The 21,761-nt window shown below is 47.2% G+C and carries 17 protein-coding genes; 3 read left to right on the forward strand and 14 right to left on the reverse strand.

Annotated features, from left to right (window positions below; all coding sequences use genetic code 11):
- Nucleotides 1-46: 46 nt before the first annotated feature.
- The 6 genes from ATY38_RS03730 to ATY38_RS03755 all read right to left on the reverse strand — a co-directional run bounded on the left by ATY38_RS03730 (nucleotide 47) and on the right by ATY38_RS03755 (nucleotide 9,730).
- On the reverse strand, nucleotides 47-4,537 hold the full coding sequence (locus ATY38_RS03730) for a beta strand repeat-containing protein (protein WP_062558118.1): 4,491 nt from the start codon (nucleotides 4,535-4,537) through the stop codon (nucleotides 47-49).
- Between the two features lie 387 nt (nucleotides 4,538-4,924).
- A complete protein-coding gene (locus ATY38_RS03735) occupies nucleotides 4,925-5,545 on the reverse strand; it encodes a YqhA family protein (RefSeq protein WP_082632994.1) in 621 nt (206 codons plus the stop codon).
- 205 nt (nucleotides 5,546-5,750) lie between these two features.
- Complete coding sequence (locus tag ATY38_RS03740; protein ID WP_143023473.1) at nucleotides 5,751-6,401, reverse strand: hypothetical protein; 651 nt, start codon at nucleotides 6,399-6,401, stop codon at nucleotides 5,751-5,753.
- 194 nt (nucleotides 6,402-6,595) lie between these two features.
- Nucleotides 6,596-7,483, reverse strand: a complete 888-nt coding sequence (sucD, locus tag ATY38_RS03745) for a succinate--CoA ligase subunit alpha (RefSeq protein ID WP_062558120.1) — start codon at nucleotides 7,481-7,483, stop codon at nucleotides 6,596-6,598.
- Between the two features lie 9 nt (nucleotides 7,484-7,492).
- Entirely contained in the window at nucleotides 7,493-8,674 is a 1,182-nt protein-coding gene (locus ATY38_RS03750; RefSeq protein ID WP_062558121.1) for a malate--CoA ligase subunit beta, read from the reverse strand.
- A gap of 99 nt (nucleotides 8,675-8,773) precedes the next feature.
- Nucleotides 8,774-9,730, reverse strand: a complete 957-nt coding sequence (locus ATY38_RS03755; RefSeq protein ID WP_062558122.1) for an HpcH/HpaI aldolase/citrate lyase family protein — start codon at nucleotides 9,728-9,730, stop codon at nucleotides 8,774-8,776.
- 400 nt (nucleotides 9,731-10,130) lie between these two features.
- Here ATY38_RS03755 and tsaD point away from each other — a divergent pair, with 400 nt between their 5' ends.
- Nucleotides 10,131-11,165 (forward strand): tRNA (adenosine(37)-N6)-threonylcarbamoyltransferase complex transferase subunit TsaD, encoded by a 1,035-nt coding sequence (tsaD, locus tag ATY38_RS03760; protein WP_062558123.1) that lies wholly within the window; start codon nucleotides 10,131-10,133, stop codon nucleotides 11,163-11,165.
- A gap of 11 nt (nucleotides 11,166-11,176) precedes the next feature.
- On the opposite strand, the gene plsY is transcribed toward tsaD, so the two are convergent.
- Nucleotides 11,177-11,791, reverse strand: coding sequence for a glycerol-3-phosphate 1-O-acyltransferase PlsY (gene plsY, locus ATY38_RS03765; RefSeq protein ID WP_062558124.1), 615 nt, complete (start codon nucleotides 11,789-11,791; stop codon nucleotides 11,177-11,179).
- A gap of 108 nt (nucleotides 11,792-11,899) precedes the next feature.
- On the opposite strand from plsY, the gene ATY38_RS03770 reads away from it, so the two are divergent.
- A complete protein-coding gene (locus ATY38_RS03770; protein ID WP_062558125.1) occupies nucleotides 11,900-12,295 on the forward strand; it encodes a dihydroneopterin aldolase in 396 nt (131 codons plus the stop codon).
- A gap of 146 nt (nucleotides 12,296-12,441) precedes the next feature.
- Entirely contained in the window at nucleotides 12,442-12,720 is a 279-nt protein-coding gene (locus ATY38_RS03775; RefSeq protein ID WP_062558126.1) for a hypothetical protein, read from the forward strand.
- Between the two features lie 78 nt (nucleotides 12,721-12,798).
- Here ATY38_RS03775 and ATY38_RS03780 read toward each other — a convergent pair whose 3' ends face one another.
- The 7 genes from ATY38_RS03780 to ATY38_RS03810 form a co-directional block, all read right to left on the reverse strand.
- Entirely contained in the window at nucleotides 12,799-13,266 is a 468-nt protein-coding gene (locus tag ATY38_RS03780) for a M15 family metallopeptidase (RefSeq protein WP_062558127.1), read from the reverse strand.
- A gap of 45 nt (nucleotides 13,267-13,311) precedes the next feature.
- A complete protein-coding gene (locus ATY38_RS03785; protein WP_062558128.1) occupies nucleotides 13,312-13,656 on the reverse strand; it encodes a hypothetical protein in 345 nt (114 codons plus the stop codon).
- Nucleotides 13,657-13,775: 119 nt separating this feature from the next.
- A complete protein-coding gene (locus ATY38_RS03790) occupies nucleotides 13,776-14,057 on the reverse strand; it encodes a hypothetical protein (protein WP_062558129.1) in 282 nt (93 codons plus the stop codon).
- Between the two features lie 43 nt (nucleotides 14,058-14,100).
- A complete protein-coding gene (locus ATY38_RS03795) occupies nucleotides 14,101-15,045 on the reverse strand; it encodes a hypothetical protein (protein WP_062558130.1) in 945 nt (314 codons plus the stop codon).
- A 117-nt stretch (nucleotides 15,046-15,162) separates the two neighbouring features.
- Nucleotides 15,163-15,966: a DUF2272 domain-containing protein gene (locus ATY38_RS03800; RefSeq protein WP_062558131.1), complete on the reverse strand. Its 804-nt coding sequence runs from the start codon at nucleotides 15,964-15,966 to the stop codon at nucleotides 15,163-15,165.
- 333 nt (nucleotides 15,967-16,299) lie between these two features.
- On the reverse strand, nucleotides 16,300-17,025 hold the full coding sequence (locus ATY38_RS03805) for a hypothetical protein (RefSeq protein WP_062558132.1): 726 nt from the start codon (nucleotides 17,023-17,025) through the stop codon (nucleotides 16,300-16,302).
- A gap of 189 nt (nucleotides 17,026-17,214) precedes the next feature.
- Nucleotides 17,215-21,759: a hybrid sensor histidine kinase/response regulator gene (locus tag ATY38_RS03810; protein WP_062558133.1), complete on the reverse strand. Its 4,545-nt coding sequence runs from the start codon at nucleotides 21,757-21,759 to the stop codon at nucleotides 17,215-17,217.
- Between the last annotated feature and the right edge of the window lie 2 nt (nucleotides 21,760-21,761).

The raw sequence follows: 21,761 nt of genomic DNA on the forward strand, positions 1-21,761 counted from the left end.
GCCAGGCATTACCGAGGAAACTATCGGCAATGCCGGAAACAAGATTCTAAATGATTACAAAATCCGCGGCTGTCAGCGCGGGCGCTCCTGTCAATATTGCAAAAGCCACTTGCGCACCGGCACCATTGCCATCCGCATCGTAAGAAAGATTTCCATTGGTGGTGTTATAAATCAGGAAATCATTACTATCCAACGCCACTGCGCCCGGGCCGGATACCAGCGTATTCGCGGGAATAGCGCCAGTTGCCGTAAACTGGGTAAAAATGGCATTTTCCAGACGGATGGTATCGTCAATCAAGTTAAAATCCGCCAGCGTATCGACATTGGTAGCGGCATTCAGCGCGGTATTGAACACGATGAAATCAGAACCCGTACCCCCGGAAATATTGTCGGAGCCTGCAGCGCCGTTCAGGATGTCATTCCCGGAACTGCCGTTGATCGTGTTGTTTCCGCCATTGCCGGTAATCGTGTTGGCGAGTGTATTGCCGATTCCCGTTGTTGCGGTGCCGGCCAAAAGCAGGTTCTCAACATTAGCGCCCAGCGTATGATTTGGCAGATAACTGATCGCCAGATCGGTACCGCCGCCGCCCGCTTCGGAATACGTATCGCCTGCATTCTCCAGGAGAAAGGTATCGTTACCCCCTCCTCCCACCATACTGTCGTTGCCATCACCGCCGTTGAAGGTATCATTGCCGGCACCCCCTGTAAAAGCATCCCTAAATTGCGTACCCTGCAAAATATCATTTCCAGAGGTACCCGCCATTGCAATCGGCGCTGCAGGAGCGGCGCTTTCGTTATCGATGATGGCCGCGCTGGCCGAGGCATTACCGATCGTGGCATTGAGGACGCCACTTAGGTTAAAGCTAAAATTCTCGAGCGCTTCCACAGTGAGATCGTTTACCAAAGCAACGCGAACGATTTTGGAGACTTCACCGGGTGCAAAAGCCAAGGTTCCGGAGGCATGCACATAATCCGTACCGGAACTGGCTGTCCCTGCAGCAGTACTGTAATTTACACGAGCACCGCCAACACTGGGTGCTGCCAACGTAACCTGGAAGTCGATAAATCCTTTATCTTCCGAGGCAGCGACATTGGCGACATTGATCACAGGTGAAGCCAGGGCAGCTCTATCGCTGCCAGCGATAATGACATGTCCGCGCCCATCCCCCACGGTCAATCCAACCGGGCTGCTTAACATCACATCAAATAGCTCCGCATCTTCAACCGCATTATCGTTCAACAGGCCAAATGTAACCGTTTTAGCTGTTTCGCCAGGCGCAAACGCAACCGTGCCAATGTGCAGATTGCGAAAATCGCCACCATTATTAGCCGTCACATCCTGCCCTGCCACATTAACCTTTGTGCCATTAACACTTGGTTTGTCAAGAATGACGGTGACGGTTGCCGTTTGGTCGGTCTCGTCCACAACAGTGTCAGTAATTCTTGCGACCGGCACCCCGGAGGTTGCATCATTATCGATGATGGTCCCAAGAGCAGTAGGATCGGATATGGTTGCATTGGCGCTGGGCGAAGACAAATTGAATTCAAAGTTCTCGATCGCTTCAGCAATTGAACCATTCGACATCGTAACCCGTACCGTCTTAACCATCTCTCCCGGTGCGAAATTCAACGTTCCCGAGGTAAACACAAAATCCTGGTTACCGCCATAAGTGGCCGTATTCAAATCTGTACGGTAATTAACGGTTACAGGATTGATATTCGGCGCATCCAGGCGTACCAGAAAGTCCGCATAGGCTTGCGATTCATCGACAAAAATATCGTCGACGGAAATTCTGGAATTGCTCACCGCGGCTGCATCATTCTCAAATATGATCGCAGTGCCGATAGCATCCAGCGTGGTGGCGTTGGTCAGTGCGGATAACACCAGATTGAACGCTTCCGATGCTTCAAATGCAGCATTGTTGACTAACGTGACTTTCACCGTTTTGGCGGTCTCGCCCGGCGCAAATTTAAGTGAACCATTCGTGGCGACAAAGTCCGATCCCGCCAGAGCGGTGCCATTCTGCGTGGCATAGTTCATCGACACCACACTGGTCGATGGCCGGTCAAGCGCGATGACAAACGTGGCTTCCTTCGTCGCTTCGTCTACGGTAAAGTCATTGATCGAGACCACCGGCGTGCCCGACGGTGCATCGTTATCGATGATGGTGCCCAGCGCGGAAGCATCAGCAATGGTTGCATTGGCGCTGGGCGAAGACAAATTGAATTCAAAGTTCTCGATCGCTTCAGCAATTGAACCATTCGACATCGTAACCCGTACCGTCTTAACCATCTCTCCCGGTGCGAAATTCAACGTTCCCGAGGTAAACACAAAATCCTGGTTACCGCCATAAGTGGCCGTATTCAAATCTGTACGGTAATTAACGGTTACAGGATTGATATTCGGCGCATCCAGGCGTACCAGAAAGTCCGCATAGGCTTGCGATTCATCGACAAAAATATCGTCGACGGAAATTCTGGAATTGCTCACCGCGGCTGCATCATTCTCAAATATGATCGCAGTGCCGATAGCATCCAGCGTGGTGGCGTTGGTCAGTGCGGATAACACCAGATTGAACGCTTCCGATGCTTCAAATGCAGCATTGTTGACTAACGTGACTTTCACCGTTTTGGCGGTCTCGCCCGGCGCAAATTTAAGTGAACCATTCGTGGCGACAAAGTCCGATCCCGCCAGAGCGGTGCCATTCTGCGTGGCATAGTTCATCGACACCACACTGGTCGATGGCCGGTCAAGCGCGATGACAAACGTGGCTTCCTTCGTCGCTTCGTCTACGGTAAAGTCATTGATCGAGACCACCGGCGTGCCCGACGGTGCATCGTTATCGATGATGGTGCCCAGCGCGGACGCGTCAACAATGGTTGCATTGGCGCTGGGTGAAGATAGGTTGAATTCAAAGTTCTCGATCGCTTCAGCGATTGAACCATTCGACATCGTAACCCGTACCGTCTTAACCATCTCTCCCGGTGCGAAATTCAACGTTCCCGAGGTAAACACAAAATCCTGATTACCGCCATAAGTGGCCGTATTCAGGTCTGTACGGTAATTAACGGTGACAGGATTGATATTCGGTGCATCCAGGCGTACCAGAAAATCCGCATAGGCTTGCGATTCATCAACAAAAATATCGTCGACCGAAATCCTGGAATTGCTCACCGCCGCTGCATCATTCTCAAATATGATCGCAGTGCCGATAGCATCCAGCGTGGTGGCATTGGTCAGTGCGGATAACACCAGATTGAACGCTTCCGATGCTTCAAACGCGGCGTTGTTCACTAACGTGACTTTCACCGTTTTGGCGGTCTCGCCCGGCGCAAATTTAAGTGAACCATTCGTGGCGACAAAGTCCGATCCCGCCAGAGCGGTGCCATTCTGCGTGGCATAGTTCATCGACACCACACTGGTCGATGGCCGGTCAAGCGCGATGACAAACGTGGCTTCCTTCGTCGCTTCGTCTACGGTAAAGTCATTGATCGAGACCACCGGTGTGCCCGACGGTGCATCGTTATCGATGATGGTGCCCAGCGCGGACGCGTCAACAATGGTTGCATTGGCGCTGGGCGAAGATAGATTGAATTCGAAATTCTCGATCGCTTCGGCGATTGAACCATTCGACATCGTGACCCGTACCGTTTTAACCATCTCTCCCGGGGCGAAATTCAACGTTCCCGAGGTAAACACAAAATCCTGGTTACCGCCATAAGTGGCCGTATTCAGGTCTGTCCGGTAATTCACCGTGACTGGATTGATATTCGGCGCATCCAGACGTACCAGAAAGTCCGCATAGGCTTGTGATTCATCGACAAAAATATCGTCGACGGAAATCCTGGAATTGCTCACCGCGGCTGCATCATTCTCAAATATGATCGCAGTGCCGATAGCATCCAGCGTGGTGGCGTTGGTCAGTGCGGATAACACCAGATTGAACGCTTCCGATGACTCTGCTGCAATATCATTAAGCAAGCTAACCTTAACTGTTTTTGCAGTCTGCCCCGGTGAAAAGCTTAACGAGCCGCTCTTGGCGACAAAATCCGATCCCGCCAGGGCGGTGCCATTCTGCGTGGCATAGTTCATCGACACCACGCTGGTCGATGGCCGGTCAAGCGCGATGACAAACGTGGCTTCTTTCGTCGCTTCGTCCACGGTAAAGTCATTGATCGAGACCACCGGTGTGCCCGATGGCGCATCGTTATCGAAAATTGTTCCCAGTGCGGAAGCATCAGCAATGGTTGCATTGGCGCTGGGTGAAGATAGATTGAGTTCAAAGTTCTCAATCGCTTCAGCGATTGCATTATTGGTGATAGAAACACTAACCGTTTTAGATATTTCACCGGGATTAAAAGTTAAGGTTCCAGAAGTAAACACAAAATCCTGGTTACCGGCGTAAGTGGCCGTATTCAAATCTGTCCGGTAATTAACGGTTACCGGAGCGGCATTTGCAACATCCAGCCACACGGTAAAATTTGCGGTTGCATTGCTTTCATCAACAAAAACATCATCAACTCGAATCGTTGTCATTATTATTATCCTTATAAAGTTTATCAGGCGCTATCGTTGAAATCGCCTTTTATTAGTTTTTGGCTACAGCATATCCTTGGCTGAATTCCGGCCGGAACTGCTGTGCCTGCTTGTTCCGTTTGTGATGGAACAAGGTGAAATCATAGCACTGAATTCATTTGAGAATTCAATTTTTGCAGGGGCGCTCATAAATAAATATACCACTGTTTTCATTGATAAATTTACCTTATGAAACTTACCAAATGAACCCCAAAGCGCAGCGAGGTGATTTATTACTGGGTTGATCGGAGATCGTCTTGCGTGGCAATAAATACATTACTTTAAAAACCATCGCAAAACGAGTAGAAATCGGGCAGTCGCTACTGTTTTATGTGGAAGCGCGCAATATCAATGTCCGCCCGATTGTTGACCGGTTTGAGAGATCAGACGATCACAGTAGGCAATAGCCATGGCAGAAAGCAAGAACGCCATATGTATTCCGGTTTGTGCAATCAGCGTCTTTTCGTCATAAGCACTGGCGTTGATGAATGTTTTCAGAAGATGGATCGACGAAATACCGATGATGGCGGTTGCCAGCTTGACCTTCAGCACGGAAGCATTGACATGCGACAGCCATTCCGGCTGATCAGGGTGCCCCTCCAGGTTCATACGTGATACAAAGGTTTCATAACCGCCGATAATTACCATGATCAGCAGATTCGAGATCATGACCACATCAATCAATCCCAGCACGACAAGCATAATGGCCGTTTCAGTCAATTTCTCCGGCCTTTCGGCACCTTTAATCGTAACGGTATCGAGAATATGCTGTAACGCGCTTTGATTGCCCATCACGGCACCGATGAGATCCACCAGCTCGACCCAGAAATGAAACACATAGATACATTGCGCCAGTACCAGCCCCAGATATAAGGGTAACTGCAACCACCGGGTGAGAAAAAGAAATTGTGCTATCGGATGAGTTCGTTTTATCGGCCGTCCGGGTAAATTATTTTCCATATCATTCATTGTTCATCCAAAAGTGCGCAAGATTATCATAGCGACGGTTAAAACAAAATTCAGTCTCTTCAAAACCGATTCTTGCCTGGAATTTGGGGTTGCGATTCAATAACTCGGATCATTAATTACGAAACGAACCCTTTGTCTTTGTTTTACCCCTGATTGATGTTGGACTTTCCTCGACAGCTCAACCCACCTCGCTAGAAGGTTATTATTATTTTGGATAAGTGGACAGCCTTGAGCGCTTGACCGGAGCCTTCAGATCGTACCGTTTGCAAAGCTCACGCACAGCCTCAAGAAAGTTTGAATCGGCTTCTGGCGCCACAATCACACCTCTAACAAGCGTATCGACACTCGGAAGGGCAAGCCTCACTTCGATTGGATTCTTCTCCCATCCATCTTCCTGTTGCGGCACAATTACTCGGAGCTCTTTTTCGTATTTGTAAGCATCGCTCTTGTATTGTAGGACGTCAGTATAGTTACCTATGACGTAGTTCCGGACTCGGCGATGGTCAACATATCTTACCTTATGAAAATGCGTGGAGCGGTTCCAGAAAAGCGCACATTCAAATAGGCAATCTACAGTGGAGGTCACGGCAATGGAGGTCTTCAATCCGCCATAGAGCTGCCACAGAGCCATGTTGTCTGTGGCACCAATCGTCCAGCAACTGACATAATTGCCTTCTCTTGCCCGTCGATAAAAATAGTCTGCACCATCAGATGCCAACTTTTGAACAAACGCCTCATCTAGCGATTTTCGTAAACTCGGAAACAAAGCCCCTTCAAAGCGATCAGAGAATCCATCAGCGCGTCGAAAGTACAACGATCTCGTATGAAGCAGATCTAGCAGCTTCGGCAAGTCCATGTATCGCCGAAGAATACTTTTCTGACTAATGTCTCGATCTGCAGTAACCTTTGCTATCATCATCTGATACCTAGCTAAAATATACATCCGAAATGACGCAGTATATTACGTAAAAAACACCGTGATTTTAACTCGACAAAATAAAAACCCGGAAGCATCAGCTCCCGGGTTTTTATTTTGAACAATGGTAACGGTTACAACTTCGCCAGCACTTCCGCAACCGTCTGCCCCATCAGCGACGGGGTTGGGCAGATCGTAACACCGAGTTCTTTCAGCATCGCGACTTTTTCGGCGGCGCTTTCTCCGGCGGAGGAGATGATCGCACCGGCATGGCCCATGCGGCGGCCTTCGGGTGCGGTGAGTCCGGCAATGTAAGCCACCAGCGGTTTGGTCATGTGTTCCTTGGCGAATTTTCCGGCGTCGACTTCCTGCGGGCCGCCGATTTCGCCGATCATCAGCGCGACTTTGGTTTCCGGGTCTTGTTCCAGTCGTTCCAGAATATCGCGGTGCGAGCTGCCGGGGATCGGATCGCCGCCGATACCGACCGATGTTGAAATACCAATACCGAGCAGACGCATTTGATCAGCCGCTTCGTAGCCCAGGGTGCCAGAGCGGCCAACTACGCCGATATTGCCGCGAATATAGATATGGCCGGGCATGATACCGAGCATGGCACGGCCCGGGCTGATGGTGCCGGCGCAATTCGGGCCGGTCAGCAGCATGCGTTCCGTTTTCGGAAAGCGGCGCAGGAAATTCTTGACCGTCATCATGTCTTGCGTCGGGATGCCGTCGGTGATCGAAACGCAGTATTTGATTCCGGCATCGGCGGCTTCCATGATCGAATCCGCAGCGAAGGCCGGAGGCACGAAGACGATGCTGGCTTCCGCGTCTACTTGTTCAACCGCTTCCTTGACGGTGTTGAATACCGGCAATCCCAGGTGCGTTTGTCCACCTTTGCCGGGCGTAACACCGCCAACCACGTTGGAGCCGTAGTCGATCATTTCCTGGGCGTGAAAGGTACCGATCCTTCCGGTAAAACCTTGCACAATTATTTTTGTTTTTTCGTTGATTAATATGGCCACTTTGAACTCCTAGGCTTTTTGAGCGACGACTTCGTTACGCGCGCGGACGACTTTTTCCGCGGCTTCCGCTAACGTATCGGCGGTGATGATAGGCAAGCCGTTGTTCTTGATGATGCTACGGCCTTCTTCGACGTTTGTTCCCGATAGTCGAACCACCAACGGGATTTTCATATCGATATTCTTGACCGCTTGCACTACGCCTTCCGCAATCCAGTCGCAGCGGTTGATACCCGCGAAAATATTCACCAGCATCGCTTTAACGCCTGAATCGGCAAGCACCAGACGAAATGCTTTTTCGGTGCGTTCGGCGGATGCGCCGCCACCGACATCGAGAAAGTTTGCAGGCTCGCCACCCGCCAACTTGATCATGTCCATGGTCGCCATCGCCAGGCCTGCGCCATTGATCATGCAGCCAATATCGCCATCCAGGCCGACGTAACTCAAACCGGCTTCGGCAGCTGCGACTTCGCGATTGTCCACTTGCGTATTGTCCCGCAACTCAGCAATTTTATGACGGCGGAACAATGCGTTCTCGTCAAATACCATTTTGGCATCGAGCGCTACGATTTCGTTATTGGCGGTGATAACCAGCGGGTTGATTTCCAGGATATTGGCGTCGAGATCGCGCAACGCACGATAACAGCCTTTAATGGTTTTCACCGCATGGTTCAGTTGGGCCGGATCGATACCCAGGCCAAATGCCATTTTACGCGCTTGAAAATCCTGCAACCCGACGGCGGGTTCGATATAAATCTTGATGATCGCTTCCGGATTGGTCTCTGCCAGTTTCTCGATTTCCATACCGCCCTCGGCGGCGCCGATCATGATGACGCGCTCGCTGGCGCGATCGATCATGAAGGACAGATACATCTCCTTGCTGATATTGGTTCCGGCTTCAACATAGATGCGGGAGCAAATTTTTCCAGCCGGGCCGGTTTGGTGGGTCACCAGTTTTTTGCCGATTAATTCCTCAGCTGCCTGCTCGACTTCCGTATGCGTTCTGCACACCTTGATACCACCCGCCTTGCCACGCGCACCGGAATGAATCTGCGCCTTGACGACCCATACATCGCCCTCTATTTCTCTGGCACGTTGTACCGCTTCGACAACGCTGTAGGCCAAACCGCCTTCAGCAATCTTGACGCCGTATTCCGCCAGAATTTCTTTTGCTTGATATTCGTGAATGTTCAATTCAATTTCCCCAACAATTGCAATAACTGCGTTAATTCAATAAATTCAATTCATTGCATGATAAAAACAAAAGCCGCAATCAGCGGCTCTTTTAGTCATTCATCGGCGGCCGTTTTTGGCGGCAATCGCATCGGCGATTTTCACCACATTATTGGCCATTCTTTCCGAAGCGGCATCAATTAAGCGGCCATCCAATGCTGCAGCGCCTTTACCTTGGGCAGCAGCTTCCTTGAGCGCGGCCAGAATGCGCTTGGCTTTTTCAATTTCTCTCTCAGGCGGTGTAAACACATCGTTGGCCAGTTCAATTTGCGTGGGGTGAATGGCCCATTTGCCTTCGCATCCCAGCGCAGCTGCGCGTTTCGCCGCTAGCGCGTAACCATCCGGATCTTTAATATCGCCAAATGGCCCATCGATGGGACGCAAACCATACGCACGGCAGGCCACGATCATACGGCTGATGGCGAAATGCCACTGGTCGCCGGGATAATCCGGATTCAATCCGCCGATGTTGGTGGTTCTGGCGCGGTTGCTGGCGGCATAATCGGCCACGCCAAAATGCAACGCTTCCAATCGCGCGGTTGCGCCATGACGCGCGATATCTTCCACATTGGCCATGCCCAGCGCGGTTTCGATCAACGCTTCCAGACCGATGCGGTTGGTCAGGCCTTGCTGCTTCTCAAGCTGCGTCACCATGGCTTCCACCATGTAAACATCGGCATACACACCTGCTTTCGGGATCAGCAGCGTATCGATCTTGCTTCCCGCCTGCTCCACCAGATCCACCACATCACGCACCATGTATTGTGTATCCAGGCCATTGATGCGCACTGAAACCGTGATGCCATGCCCTTTCCAATCCAGATCGTTAAGCGCTTGAATAACATTCTTACGTGCCTGGACTTTGTCATCGGGAGCAACAGCATCTTCCAAATCGAGAAAAACAAAGTCGACACCGCTGTTCAATGCCTTTTCAAACATACCCGGGTTGGAACCCGGAACGGCCAATTCACAGCGTTGTACCCGCTGTACGGTGGTTTCATAAAGCGTGTGACTCATTTTTCCTCCAGAATTAATAAATTTTTAAGTTTCAATAGCGCTAATTAACGAACATGCCGGATGAGTTTAGAGGTGCCCTTAAGGCATTCTGTGATTCGTGGATTAGCAACGCAGGTAATCTTGATGAGGTGAATTGTTAGAATAAATAGTTTTTGGTTTCTTGTTGTAAAGGCTAATTATTCAGAGAATTATATCTTCTCCGTGGGAATTTATCTACTGACAGCCTTTCCCGATATGAAATGAACCCAGGCAATAAGATCGTGAATCGGGCATTATGTGCGCCGGAATGATCAATGAGAATGAGGCAAAAGTTACAATTTTAATTGAGAATCGCAATGCTAAAATAACCCCATACCCCATGACAATCGATCCCAAAATATTACCTTCATGACTTTTTCTAATGCTTGTTTTAGGTATTGAAACTTCCTGCGACGAAACCGGAATTGCGCTTTTTGACACGGAGCGCGGTCTGTTGAGTCACGCACTGTATTCACAAGTAGAAATGCATAGTGAATATGGTGGCGTGGTGCCTGAGTTGGCATCACGCGATCATATCCGGCGCGTATTACCTTTGATTAAACAAACATTGGCCGCTGCAAAATGTGACTTGCATCAAATCAATGCAATAGCATACACGCAGGGCCCCGGCCTGGCCGGTGCGCTTTTGGTCGGCGCCAGCATTGGCGCGGCAATGAGTTTTGCATTAAAAATTCCTGCATTGGGCATTCATCATCTGGAAGGGCATTTGCTGTCCCCGTTATTATCCACCCCAGCACCGAATTTCCCATTCATTGCTTTACTCGTATCGGGAGGACATACGCAATTGATGCAAGTGGACGCAGTCGGTCACTATAGATTGCTGGGTGAAACCGTAGACGATGCTGCCGGTGAGGCATTTGATAAAACGGCCAAATTACTGGAATTGGGTTATCCGGGTGGCGCGGCGTTATCGAAACTCGCCCGGCGAGGCCGCCCCGGACAATTTAAATTGCCACGGCCAATGCTGAACAGCGGGGATCTCAATTTCAGTTTCAGCGGGCTGAAAACCGCAGTTCTGACTTTAGTCAACAAACAGGAGCTTACAGAACAAACCCGTGCGGATATTGCTTTGGCATTTCAAGACGCGGTTGTGGAGGTATTGACGCAAAAATCACTGGCCGCCTTATCACAATCCGGATTAACGCAACTGGTGGTAGCCGGTGGCGTCGGCGCTAACGAGCAATTGCGTGAAAGTCTCGATTATAAAGCGGCCCTGAAAGGCGCGGCGGTCTTTTATCCGGAACTTGAATTCTGCACCGATAATGGCGCCATGATTGCATTTGCCGGCGCAATGCGACTCCAGGCAATGCCGGAAAAAAATTGGCAACCGGCCGGCAGTTTTACCGTCAAGGCACGCTGGGATTTGGAAATGCTTGAGAAACCGGAAGCCAATTAATCAGTGTTTCCTTAGATACCGGGAGATTTTTTTTCGCCAATGCGCCCTTCCTTGCCCGCCAGTAAATTAACAATATTCGACTGATGACGCCAAATCAGTATCAGTGACATCAACAACACCGCTAATGTATTGCTTCCAAAGCCCAGCAGCACTGCAGCATATACCGGCGCCAACGCGGCTGCAAGCAAAGCCGCCAGCGAAGAAATGCGCCAGATCAATGCGACCAGAATCCAGGTTGCGATAGCCAACAGGCCCAACCAGAAATACAATCCCAGCAATACACCCACTGCCGTGGCCACCCCCTTTCCGCCCTGGAAACGTAGAAATACCGGGAACACATGCCCCATAAATACCGCCAGCGCAACCACCGCCATCGCTTCGTTTTCCAATCCCCAGAATGGGGCGTAAATTTGCGCCAGAATCACTGCCAGCCAACCTTTCCCGGCATCACCCAGCAGGGTAAAAATCGCCGCCGTTTTCTTGCCGCTACGCAGAACATTGGTCGCCCCAGGATTTTTTGAGCCGTACGTGCGCGGATCCGGTAATTTAAAAATCCAGCTGGATATCACGGCAAAAGAAACCGATCCCAGCAAATATGCCAACATGGCAAATATCCATAACGTCATGTAATTAGCACCATCCGGACAAAATAGAATAGAATCGCGTACTTGTTCACACCCGTGAAGCTTTTGATACTTCCAGAATAACTCTCGTATTTTAGCGCTTAATCACCGATGGATATTATTTTTCTGCATGACTTTAAAGCCAAGACCCTGATTGGCATTTACCCCTGGGAACGCATTGTGCCGCAAACCATCCGGATCGACCTGGAAATCGCACTGCCCACCAGCCGTGCCTGTCAGTCCGATAACATTGCAGACGCATTGGATTATGCTCTGATCGTTGAGAAAATTAATGAGATTCTGGCGACCCATCATTTTTCACTGCTGGAAGCATTGGCCGAGCATATCGCTCAAACTGTTCTGACGGAATTTCAATCCCCGTGGATCAAGGTCAGTGTTGCCAAGCTGGGTATAATACGAGGGGTCAAAAAGCTGGGAGTGCGTATCGAACGGACATCCAACGCTATATCTGATATTCGTTCGCACATGAGCGTAGTTAAAAGCTAATCAGGGCTTTAAATACGAGTTCACGCATTTCCATTTTCTTGATCTCAAAACCCTGTACTTGCAAACGCCCCGGTACAGATTTTGCCATTTATCCGTTTGCTTGACTTCAAGCAGACGTCTTCGCATCCAAATTTGAAGGAGAAGCAATGAAATATGAATTGCTGGGTGAATATCACGCCTTTATGAAACAAGCCAAGAATGCAGCGGAAAAACGCTTTGCTGTACTTCACAATCTTGCGGAACAAATACGCAGTTTAGCCGACGATCCGACCCGAACACTTGATACGGAAACAGAAACAATAGAAAGAGCAATCGCCGAAGCCAAAGCAGCGGAATTTGAAATGACTGCCGCAATCGGTTGCGTCAATGAAACCGCAAAACTGTGCGGAAAAGAAGAAATTACAACCAGCAGTTTTAAGCGTTAACGCAAGAGCACAGAATCAATCATCAGCATTGCTTTATATAATGCAATAAGCATTCCAAATTTGAACTTTAGTATGTATTTATGAATATTTAGACTTAGGCAACTCAAAATGAGGCCCGTCTATAAATGCCTCTTTTCCAGCCTTCTTCCTTCGAGCAACATAGTCGATTACCATATCTTCCGGAGAATCGGGATTTTCCGTAAAAGTAATATCCCAAGCCCCACCCCATCGAATTGGAGTTCCCAATTCGATGGCGGCTATTCTTACTGCATCAGCAATTCTATAAATTGGCACCCATTCCCATCTGAGCTTCCCATTAATATAGGGAACCAAATCAACGGCGTGTCCGGTCAAATGCCGTGAATCCATTGTTTTGCTAGCACCAGAAGCAACCATTTTCTTTTGTTCTTCAACCGTTCGCAAACCATCATGAACGGAAAAATCCTGTACTGTCAGCTCAAGTGCTCTATTTACAACAGCAACCAGTTCCGGATGAACACCTTTCAACTCGCTGAGTGATTTCTCGCCAAATTTGAATTTGCTCATGGCAACGCTCCTAAAAAATGACAAAACTTAGTGTTTATTCACCTATTACTTGCTTGAGGGCGAAGGCGCGAGAATTCCTGCTAGAGCACCAATTGCAGCTGAACCTAGGGCGGTTAGTATGTCAGGTATTTTTGCTTCACTACTATCTGAAACAAATGCAAGGCCAATCGACCCAACAACAACAGCGATACAAACAAAGCCCAATGAACCAACAACCATTCGATATATCCATGTATCTGGGACATAAGCCGGTACCTGTTGAGTTGATTGCTCAGCCAATTTTTTTAAGGTTTCTTCTGGGTGCGCTTTTAGTTGATCCATTACGCCCGGGGTTTCAATTGCTGTGTTTACCAGAACATCTGCTGATCTTGGCTTTTGGTTTTCAGGCATATTAATATCTCCATTTCTTTAATAAACTTAACGATTACGCTGTAAGGCACTCACCGCTTGCGATGTAACACTTCTCTTCAGCACCTATCCCCCGCGACAAGACCACAGGAAATTACAAATTAACGATAAAAATCTATGGTTGTAAATTGGTTATTAATCACAAGAACATCCGTTAAAACTTTTTCACTTGTGCCTGTAGGTTTCGGATCATTTGCTTTGACTAAAACAATATCATTGGGTATCTCTGCAAGTTCCTCGAATTTAAGAATATTAATCGGTTGATTACTTTTATCGGTGGAAGCTACACAATCAACGAGTTTTAAAGCCCCTGCTTCTTGAAAACGTATTTGTGTTTGAATTTCTCCCAGGCTTAAATTGCCTTGATAACCAAATATTTTCATAACAATTCTCCTTGCTCCTTTAAGTTACAATTTTTTAAACTTACTACGGATTGGATATTAAACCGACTTCGCTAGATATTAATTGAAATTCTTTAAGATCATAGGCGGCCGTTTCAGACTTGCTTCCAACTTCTCTGATGCAATCAAGCAATGTCTCGCGCTCATTTGATGATACAGAGTCAAGTTTCTTGCAAGCAGGTAAATGAGAAAGTCTTTGAGATAATGGATTAAGCATTCTTTTTTCCTTCTCACGATCTTGATTGGATAAGATAGCTTGTGTTAGTTTTTTCTTGAGTACTACATCGTCGTTCGTGGCAATATTTTTGATTATTACAATTTCTGCTTCCATTTGCTTCTCAATAGCGCCAGCATTTTTCTTGATCGAATTGATTGCATTCTGCAGAGTTCCAGCATTGTAATAATCGATTAAGTCATGAACCGCCGCTTCCCATGGATAATCAGATATATTTTGTTCCATTCTCTTGAGAGTTTGGCTTTTTATAACTGATCGATCGGCATTCATTTGCATAACGAGTGCCGGTACTGTCGATTCATAAATGAAATTTTTATCGAATGCTAAGCTGGTACCTGAAATACCGGCGGATAGTGCGGCCAGTAGTGTTTTTAAACCTGCGCCACCAACAGCTGTTCCTGCAAGATTTAACGACAATTGAATAAACTCTGATGCCATTGTTTTAGAGCGATGCTCAAAACCAGACTCGTTAACAAATTCCTGATAGCGTAGATCGATCAATATAAACGCTGAATTTATTCGACCATCCCTTGTTTCTTTTGTGATTGATCTTTTCTTCTCTTCTTTAGTATCTGGATCAATATATACATCATTAATATTATTAAGATTCTTCTCAATATTTTCTGCAACTGTCTTTACATCAATAGGTGCATTGGGGGTTCCTTTTAAAAGAGCACATCCAGATAAGATGGCTATGAAGAATGTAACTAAAAGGAATTTTGATATTAAACGCATGGTAATCCTCAATTATTGTTAAATGGAAAATCTCTCCATCAATAATATTGCTATGTAATGTTAAGATGATAGTACTAGCAGGAAATACAAATTGACCGTTCTCTACTAGCTAAATTTTTATACCTTGTTAACCATCAGAATAATGTTGTTTTCATTCTCGTCATCAATATAGCCATTGGGTGTTTTTGCATACCGGCTAATGCTGACGGAGTGCTTGACGTTGCCACCGATGGTGAGCACAAAATCCGGATGAATACTGACAATGATGTCGCAATGACTGGAAAAATTGCGGCCTACTTCAGCATCGTCAAAATCAGATTGCTCCTCACGCCATTTTCCAACAATGTCGCCAATCTCTGGTTTTTTCTGGAATAATCGGAATCCCCAGAAGGGTGCATTGATGTCCGCCACTTTTTGTTTTTTTATTGAATCGTGCATGTAGTCTGAATGCCTCCCCGAAAATTTGAAGTTGTTATACTTCTGGAAACTTTTGCCTGCATTACGAACCATGAATGAAATAGCAGCAGCCGACCAAGGGTTCTCATCTTGCCCATCTAGATGGTCTTTTCCAATCGCTTTCCACATTTCACCCACAAATCTAAAATAAGGATCAATATGATCTTTTGCTTGACCTTGCTCGAAACGCAACCATTCCTTAATAGCTTCCACAACTAAAGCTTCACGGCTATTTGAAACCGGCTCCCTCAGGGTAAGTAGTTCGTTAATTTCTGCTTTTACTACGCCTTGCTTGGTTATACCGTCGATCTCCACCGCTATTTCCACCCATCCCGATTTAGTGGCTGGACCAATTTCCGTAACCGACTGACCTAAATGCAAAATATCAATTCTATTAGCAAGGGAGGATGTATCGGGTGTAGAACGAAAATTCAGAGCTTCAATACTGATCAATTTTCTAGCCATGAGAAATTTTCCTTGCTTCAAATATAATTGTTGAAGGTGAGTACATCAAGTTAAATTCATTAGATTAGTTGCTTGCTTTAATCAAAATAGCTCAATATTCTTACGACTCTGTTTTTATTAAATAAAACAATGAAGCAACGCCCTATCTTATTTAAAATTATTGAGTTACATTACAGCACAGCTTTTAGAGCTATGCTGTGATTTTTGTCACAATTGCTTCAAGTTTGTAGTGTTCGAGCGAAGTTCTGGAATTGCTAATACAATTCGATGAGGAGATTTTTCTGTGAGAGTTTTGTATTTATACTTTTAGGAAAGACTTCATATTAGTAAAGTTTATGGAGATATTAAACCGGCCTCACTAGATATTAATTGAAATTCTTTAAGATCATAGGCGGCCGTTTCTGATCTGCTTCCAATTTCTCTGATGCAATCAAGCAATGCCTCCTTCTTATTTGATGATATAGAGTCAAGTTTCTTGCATGCAGGTAAATGGGAAAGTCTTTGAGATAATGATTGGAACATTCTTTTTTCCTTCTCACTATCTCGATTTAATATAATAGCTTGCACTAGTTTTTTCTTGAGTAATACATCGTCATTGCTCTTAAAGGGCTCTAGCTGGGATAGATAGTTGCGTATTTGGGTTTCTAAAATTAAGCGATCGATATCAGAAATTGTTTCATGTAACTGCTCTTTTAATACGTCAACCTTTTTTTCAGTTTCTTCATTCAACTCTTCTAGGTATTTCGCGTACTCTTCCCATCGAGATCTTTGCTTTTCATCAAGGGTTACAAAAGCGAAATAGTGCGCAAGCCTTCGCCTTGGTTCCATATCAGCGTCCATGGCAACTTCAACGAATTTGGAAATAAATTCCCGATGGCCATCGTCGAATTCCTGCAAATTTTTATCGGTATTCTGAATAAATAGTAAGGAAGTGCCAAATACCGATGCCAGAAATGTTCCCAAAGCGGTACTAATCAACTGATAGCGATTTGCTGATTTTGATTTCTCTAAATCGGCTTTTAGCTTTGCAATTTCAATTTCATGCTCTATCTCGTTCATTGTTTTATAGATTCTTGCAAAGAATAGCTAAGTATTTGTTAGTTCAAAGTCAAATATTGATTTTACTATTTTATGAGATTAACCGAATCTGGGTAAATCAGAAGGTTATACTGTCAAAATTGATATTATGAACTATTAAGAAAAAATTAGGGCAAAACGCTCCTGTCAGCAAAGTTATTTAGCCACAAATTACGCTTTATTTCTCACCAACTCGGACAAGTGATTTAACAATTCCTCTTCTTTATAAGGTTTACCTAGAAATATATCAACGCCTAAATCCTTGGCAATCTTGCGATGCTTCTCTGCGGTTCGTGAAGAAATGATGATCATCGGGATATGAGCTGTTGCCGGGTTTGCACGTATCTTTTCGATCAATTCAAAGCCGTTCATTTTAGGCATTTCCAAGTCAATCAGCATGACATCAGGGATGATTTCCTGAAGACTTTCGATCGCTTCGATGCCGTTTTTCGCAATCACTACATTGCAACCCTCACGTTCCAGAAGACGGCAGGTTACTTTACGCACGGTCAATGAATCGTCCACTACCATGATGGTGGACGTTTTGACGGATTTCTTTTGTGTGACGACAGTTAATTGAGGCAGCGGTGTGCTGAGCATTTTTTGTACATCACTGCGTTGCATCAATTTGACCGGATTCAGGATCAGAATGATTTCGCCGTCGCCGGTGATGGTGGCACCTTCGATGCCGGGTGCATGAGCGAGTTGCGAGCCGGTATTCTTGATCACCACCTCGGTATCGCCTAGAAATTCATCAGCCTGAATCGCCAGATATTGGGTACCGCTATGCAGAAATAACACGGGGTTGTGCCGGGCAATTTCCGGCTTGCGATCGGATTCGCCCAATACATGCGCCAGGTGGGAAAACGGATATTTTTTTCCGTTAAATTCAACACAATGATCCTGATAGACTTTCTTTAATTCGTCCGGGTCAAATTCCCGATGATGCTCCACAATGAAAGCCGGTATCGCATAGGTTTGTTTTCCCGCGCGAATCATGAATGTCTGCGCCACCGACAGCGTAAGCGGCAGAGACATCGTGAAACTTGTGCCCTGATGAGGGGTGGAATGGACGCTGATGCGACCACTCAACATCAAGATTTCATTCCGCACGACATCCAATCCAATGCCACGACCGGCAATTCCGGTGATGGAATCGGTAGTTGACAGACCTTGTGCAAAAATCAACGACGTGATCGCAGCGTCGTCCAGAGCCTCCTTTTCCCGGATCAATCCAAGCCGTTGTCCTTCCTCCCGGATACGCGACAGGTTCAAGCCACCGCCATCATCGCTGAGCGTGATAATCACTTCATTGCCTTCCTGGCGCAATTGCAGGGTTATTTTCCCGGTTTCGGGCTTAGCCATCTGTTGTCTTTGTGCCGGCTCTTCGATGCCATGCGCAATGGCATTGCGTAGCAGATGTTCGAGCGGAGGGTTAATTTTTTCCAATACATTGCGATCTATCTCAACTTCCGCGCCAAGAATTTCCAAATGAACTCTTTTTCCCATATCCTCAGAAACTTGCCTGACAATGCGGTAATAACGCTCGGCATAATTGCTAAACGGTAGGGTACGGATTTGCAGCAAGGATTGCTGCAACCGGCGGTTGATGATGGATTGCTGCGCAACCGATTCTTCAGCGGCATGATGGGTTGTGCGTAGACTCTTTTGCACGGTAATTATGTCATCAACACTTTCTGCCATCAGTCGCGTCAATTCCTGCAAGCGGGAAAAACGATCGAATTCGAGAGGATCGAATACATGTTGATTTTCATGTTGTTGCGCAAGGTGGGATTGCATTTGTGATTCCGCCTGAATTTCCACCTCGCGCAACTGATCATGCAGGCGGTGGGTGCTTTCGGCAAGATCCTGCAAAGACTGCTTGAAACTGTTCAGTTGCGCTTCAACTCCGGATCGCAGAATGCTGGCTTCGCCGGAATCATTCATCAGCCGGTCAATAAGCTCGGAATTGATGCGTAAAATGGCCTTGGATTGAAGCAGATCAGTTTTCTCGGGTGAAGCCTGATCTTGCTCTGATGAATCCGCTGCACTAGCGATATCGACTGGTTCCGAAACCGCTGGAGCGTTCATACTTTGCAGCTGTTCAATCTGACTGCTGATGATATCAAACTCATTTTCAAGCTGATCCAATGCAGAGTCCGATATGTTACGCTCACGGAAAGCCACTTCGACATGACTTTCCATGGCATGAATCGAATCGCCCAGCAATACCGCTCCCGCCATGCGGGCGCTTCCCTTCAGGGTATGCAGCAGCCGTAGCATCGCGCGGTGAATATCGTCATCCCCCGGCAACATGCGCCAAGCGCGCAATTTGCTACCGATTTGCGGAATAATGTCATACGTTTCTTCAAGAAATGCCTGAAACAGTTCCGGGTCGATTTTCCCGGCAGCATCGGAAAACGCAGCATATCCCGCTGATGCGGGGCGAGGCGATGATTCCGGTAATGCCGCCAATTCTTCGGATTTTACTGTGGGTTCATCGGCATCGACAGCAGCGCTCATAGCTCCGGCATTTGTCTGTTGAACCAGCAATTCTTTTGCTGCCAGCAACAATGCCTTTGCGTCAACATGAACCGCACCCTGTGCGCGCAAATCCCTGCACCATCCGGCATAAGCCTGGTGCGTACGGATAATCAAATCTGTTAATTGATCGGTAACCGGTCTTTGCTCATCCAGCCAATGATTCAGCACTTGCTCCAGATTCCATGCGACATCGCTCATTTCCTCCAGCTTGACCATGCGACCGCTGCCTTTCAGTGTATGAAACTCACGCCGCAAGCTGGAAAGTGCATCGCGATCGGCGGGATCGGCGCAAAATCGCTGTAAATCACGGGTCATTTCTGCCAATACCTGATCCGCTTCTTCCAGAAAAATCTCGAGCAACTCCGAATCCATATCCGTGTTTGTTGTTTCAGTACGCACTGTTTCCGGTTTAACTTTGTTAGCGTGCAAAGTTTCATTTTCCGGATTTGGCGGCAAAGCATCTTTTTGTATCGCTGTCATTTGAAACAATGCAAGCGCTTCCTCGATTATCTGAATACAATCGGGTTGCCCGCTCCTGAGCGCTTCAATAAAGAAACCCAGGCTGCTTAATCCATCCACCAGCAGAATCTGTTCTGATTCAATGATTTCATAGTTGGGTTCCAGCAATCTCTCAACCAGATTCTGACAAAGTTTCAATAAAGTTTGAGCACGCTCCAATTGCAGCATCACCAAGGCGCCTGAAACTTGCTGGAATAAACCTGAAAGCAAAGACAGCTCGGAACGTTCAGTGGGTTCAAAAAAGAATTTATCCAGAATACTCTCGATTTGCGCCAGACTGGTCAGCATTTCTTGTGCCACCCGCGCCAGCAAATCCTTGTCCTGCGTATTACTTTCTAGCGCATTAAAAAAAGGAAGAGCCGGTAATTCGTTAACGTTGACATCGCCGGCGGTAACACCCTGTAAGCGGGTAATTAGTACCTCGACCTGATGTGGCAGCTCCGGCGGCAGTTTGTGGAAATCATCGAGAATGCTCTCAATCATCAATAAAGCGGTAGCCATTTCCATGGCCAATTCCTCGTTCATGTCTTGCGGCTGGGCATGCAAATACGCGGCGGTATTGCTCATCGCTTCGATCAATTTTATCAGCGGCGCACATTCCGTTTGCTGCGCTTGGTGCAAGAGCCAGTCGATATACTCTGACAACGAAACCAGGCTTTCCTGATCCCCGGCACAAAACTCCCGCCAGATATCATTGGTTTGCATCAACGTACTGCGCAATCTTTCCAACACGGGATTCAGAGATTCCGATTGTTCAAATGTCAGCGCACCGGTGGCTGATAGGCCTGGCCAAGCAAAGCTGCGCTTGATTTCATCGATACGCTGTCCGATCGATGCGCTATGCGCCAGGTGATACAGCAATTCACGCATTAACACTGCAGGGTTACCCGGTGCTTCGGCAGCAAGATGTCGAATCGCTTGCTCAATTTTCCCGCACAACCGCCGGATCGTGAGGTCAATATGAGTACTATCCAAATGCAGCAAATCTTCCAGGAAACCAGCCGCCACCCACCAGAAAACACGTTGCTCGGGAGTTCCCGGGAATGTCTCGATCTGATTCACAGCCACTGCCATTTGCTGCAAACCCTGCTGATTCGAAGGATCACGCAGCCACGTCAGTAAACCGGCCTGATATTCCGTACCCAACTGTTTGGCCAGGGATTTGACGGATACCGCATCAATATGCGCGGCTTGGGCTTTCAGCACCGGATCCACCGTTAATCGCGGGAAAAACAAATCACTTTCGGGCGCATTCTCGAAACCATACACTTGCATCAATGAGCGATAAGCCGGAAACAAGCGCAACGCGTTTTCTTCGGCACCATCAATGAGTTCATTTAAATAAAACAATAAAGCTTTGGTGGATTGTTTCAGCGCATCGATAACCGGCGAGCTAATTTCAATCTTTTTATAAATCAGCGCATCAACCACTTGCTCCATCTTTTCGGTGACAATGGTAATACTCGTCAGATTGAGCATCTCCAGCAAGCCATCCAGCTGATGAATATAATCCCGGCAGTCTTTGATCAGCTTGTCATTGCCGGGATGCTGGCTATACACCTCCAAATTCTGGTCGATCAATGCAAATATCTGATAAATACCGTCTTTGATGCCGATAATGGCCGAAATGTTAAGTTTGGGTTGAGCGCTCATTT

This window comes from Nitrosomonas ureae (genome assembly GCF_001455205.1).
Lineage (GTDB): Bacteria > Pseudomonadota > Gammaproteobacteria > Burkholderiales > Nitrosomonadaceae > Nitrosomonas > Nitrosomonas ureae.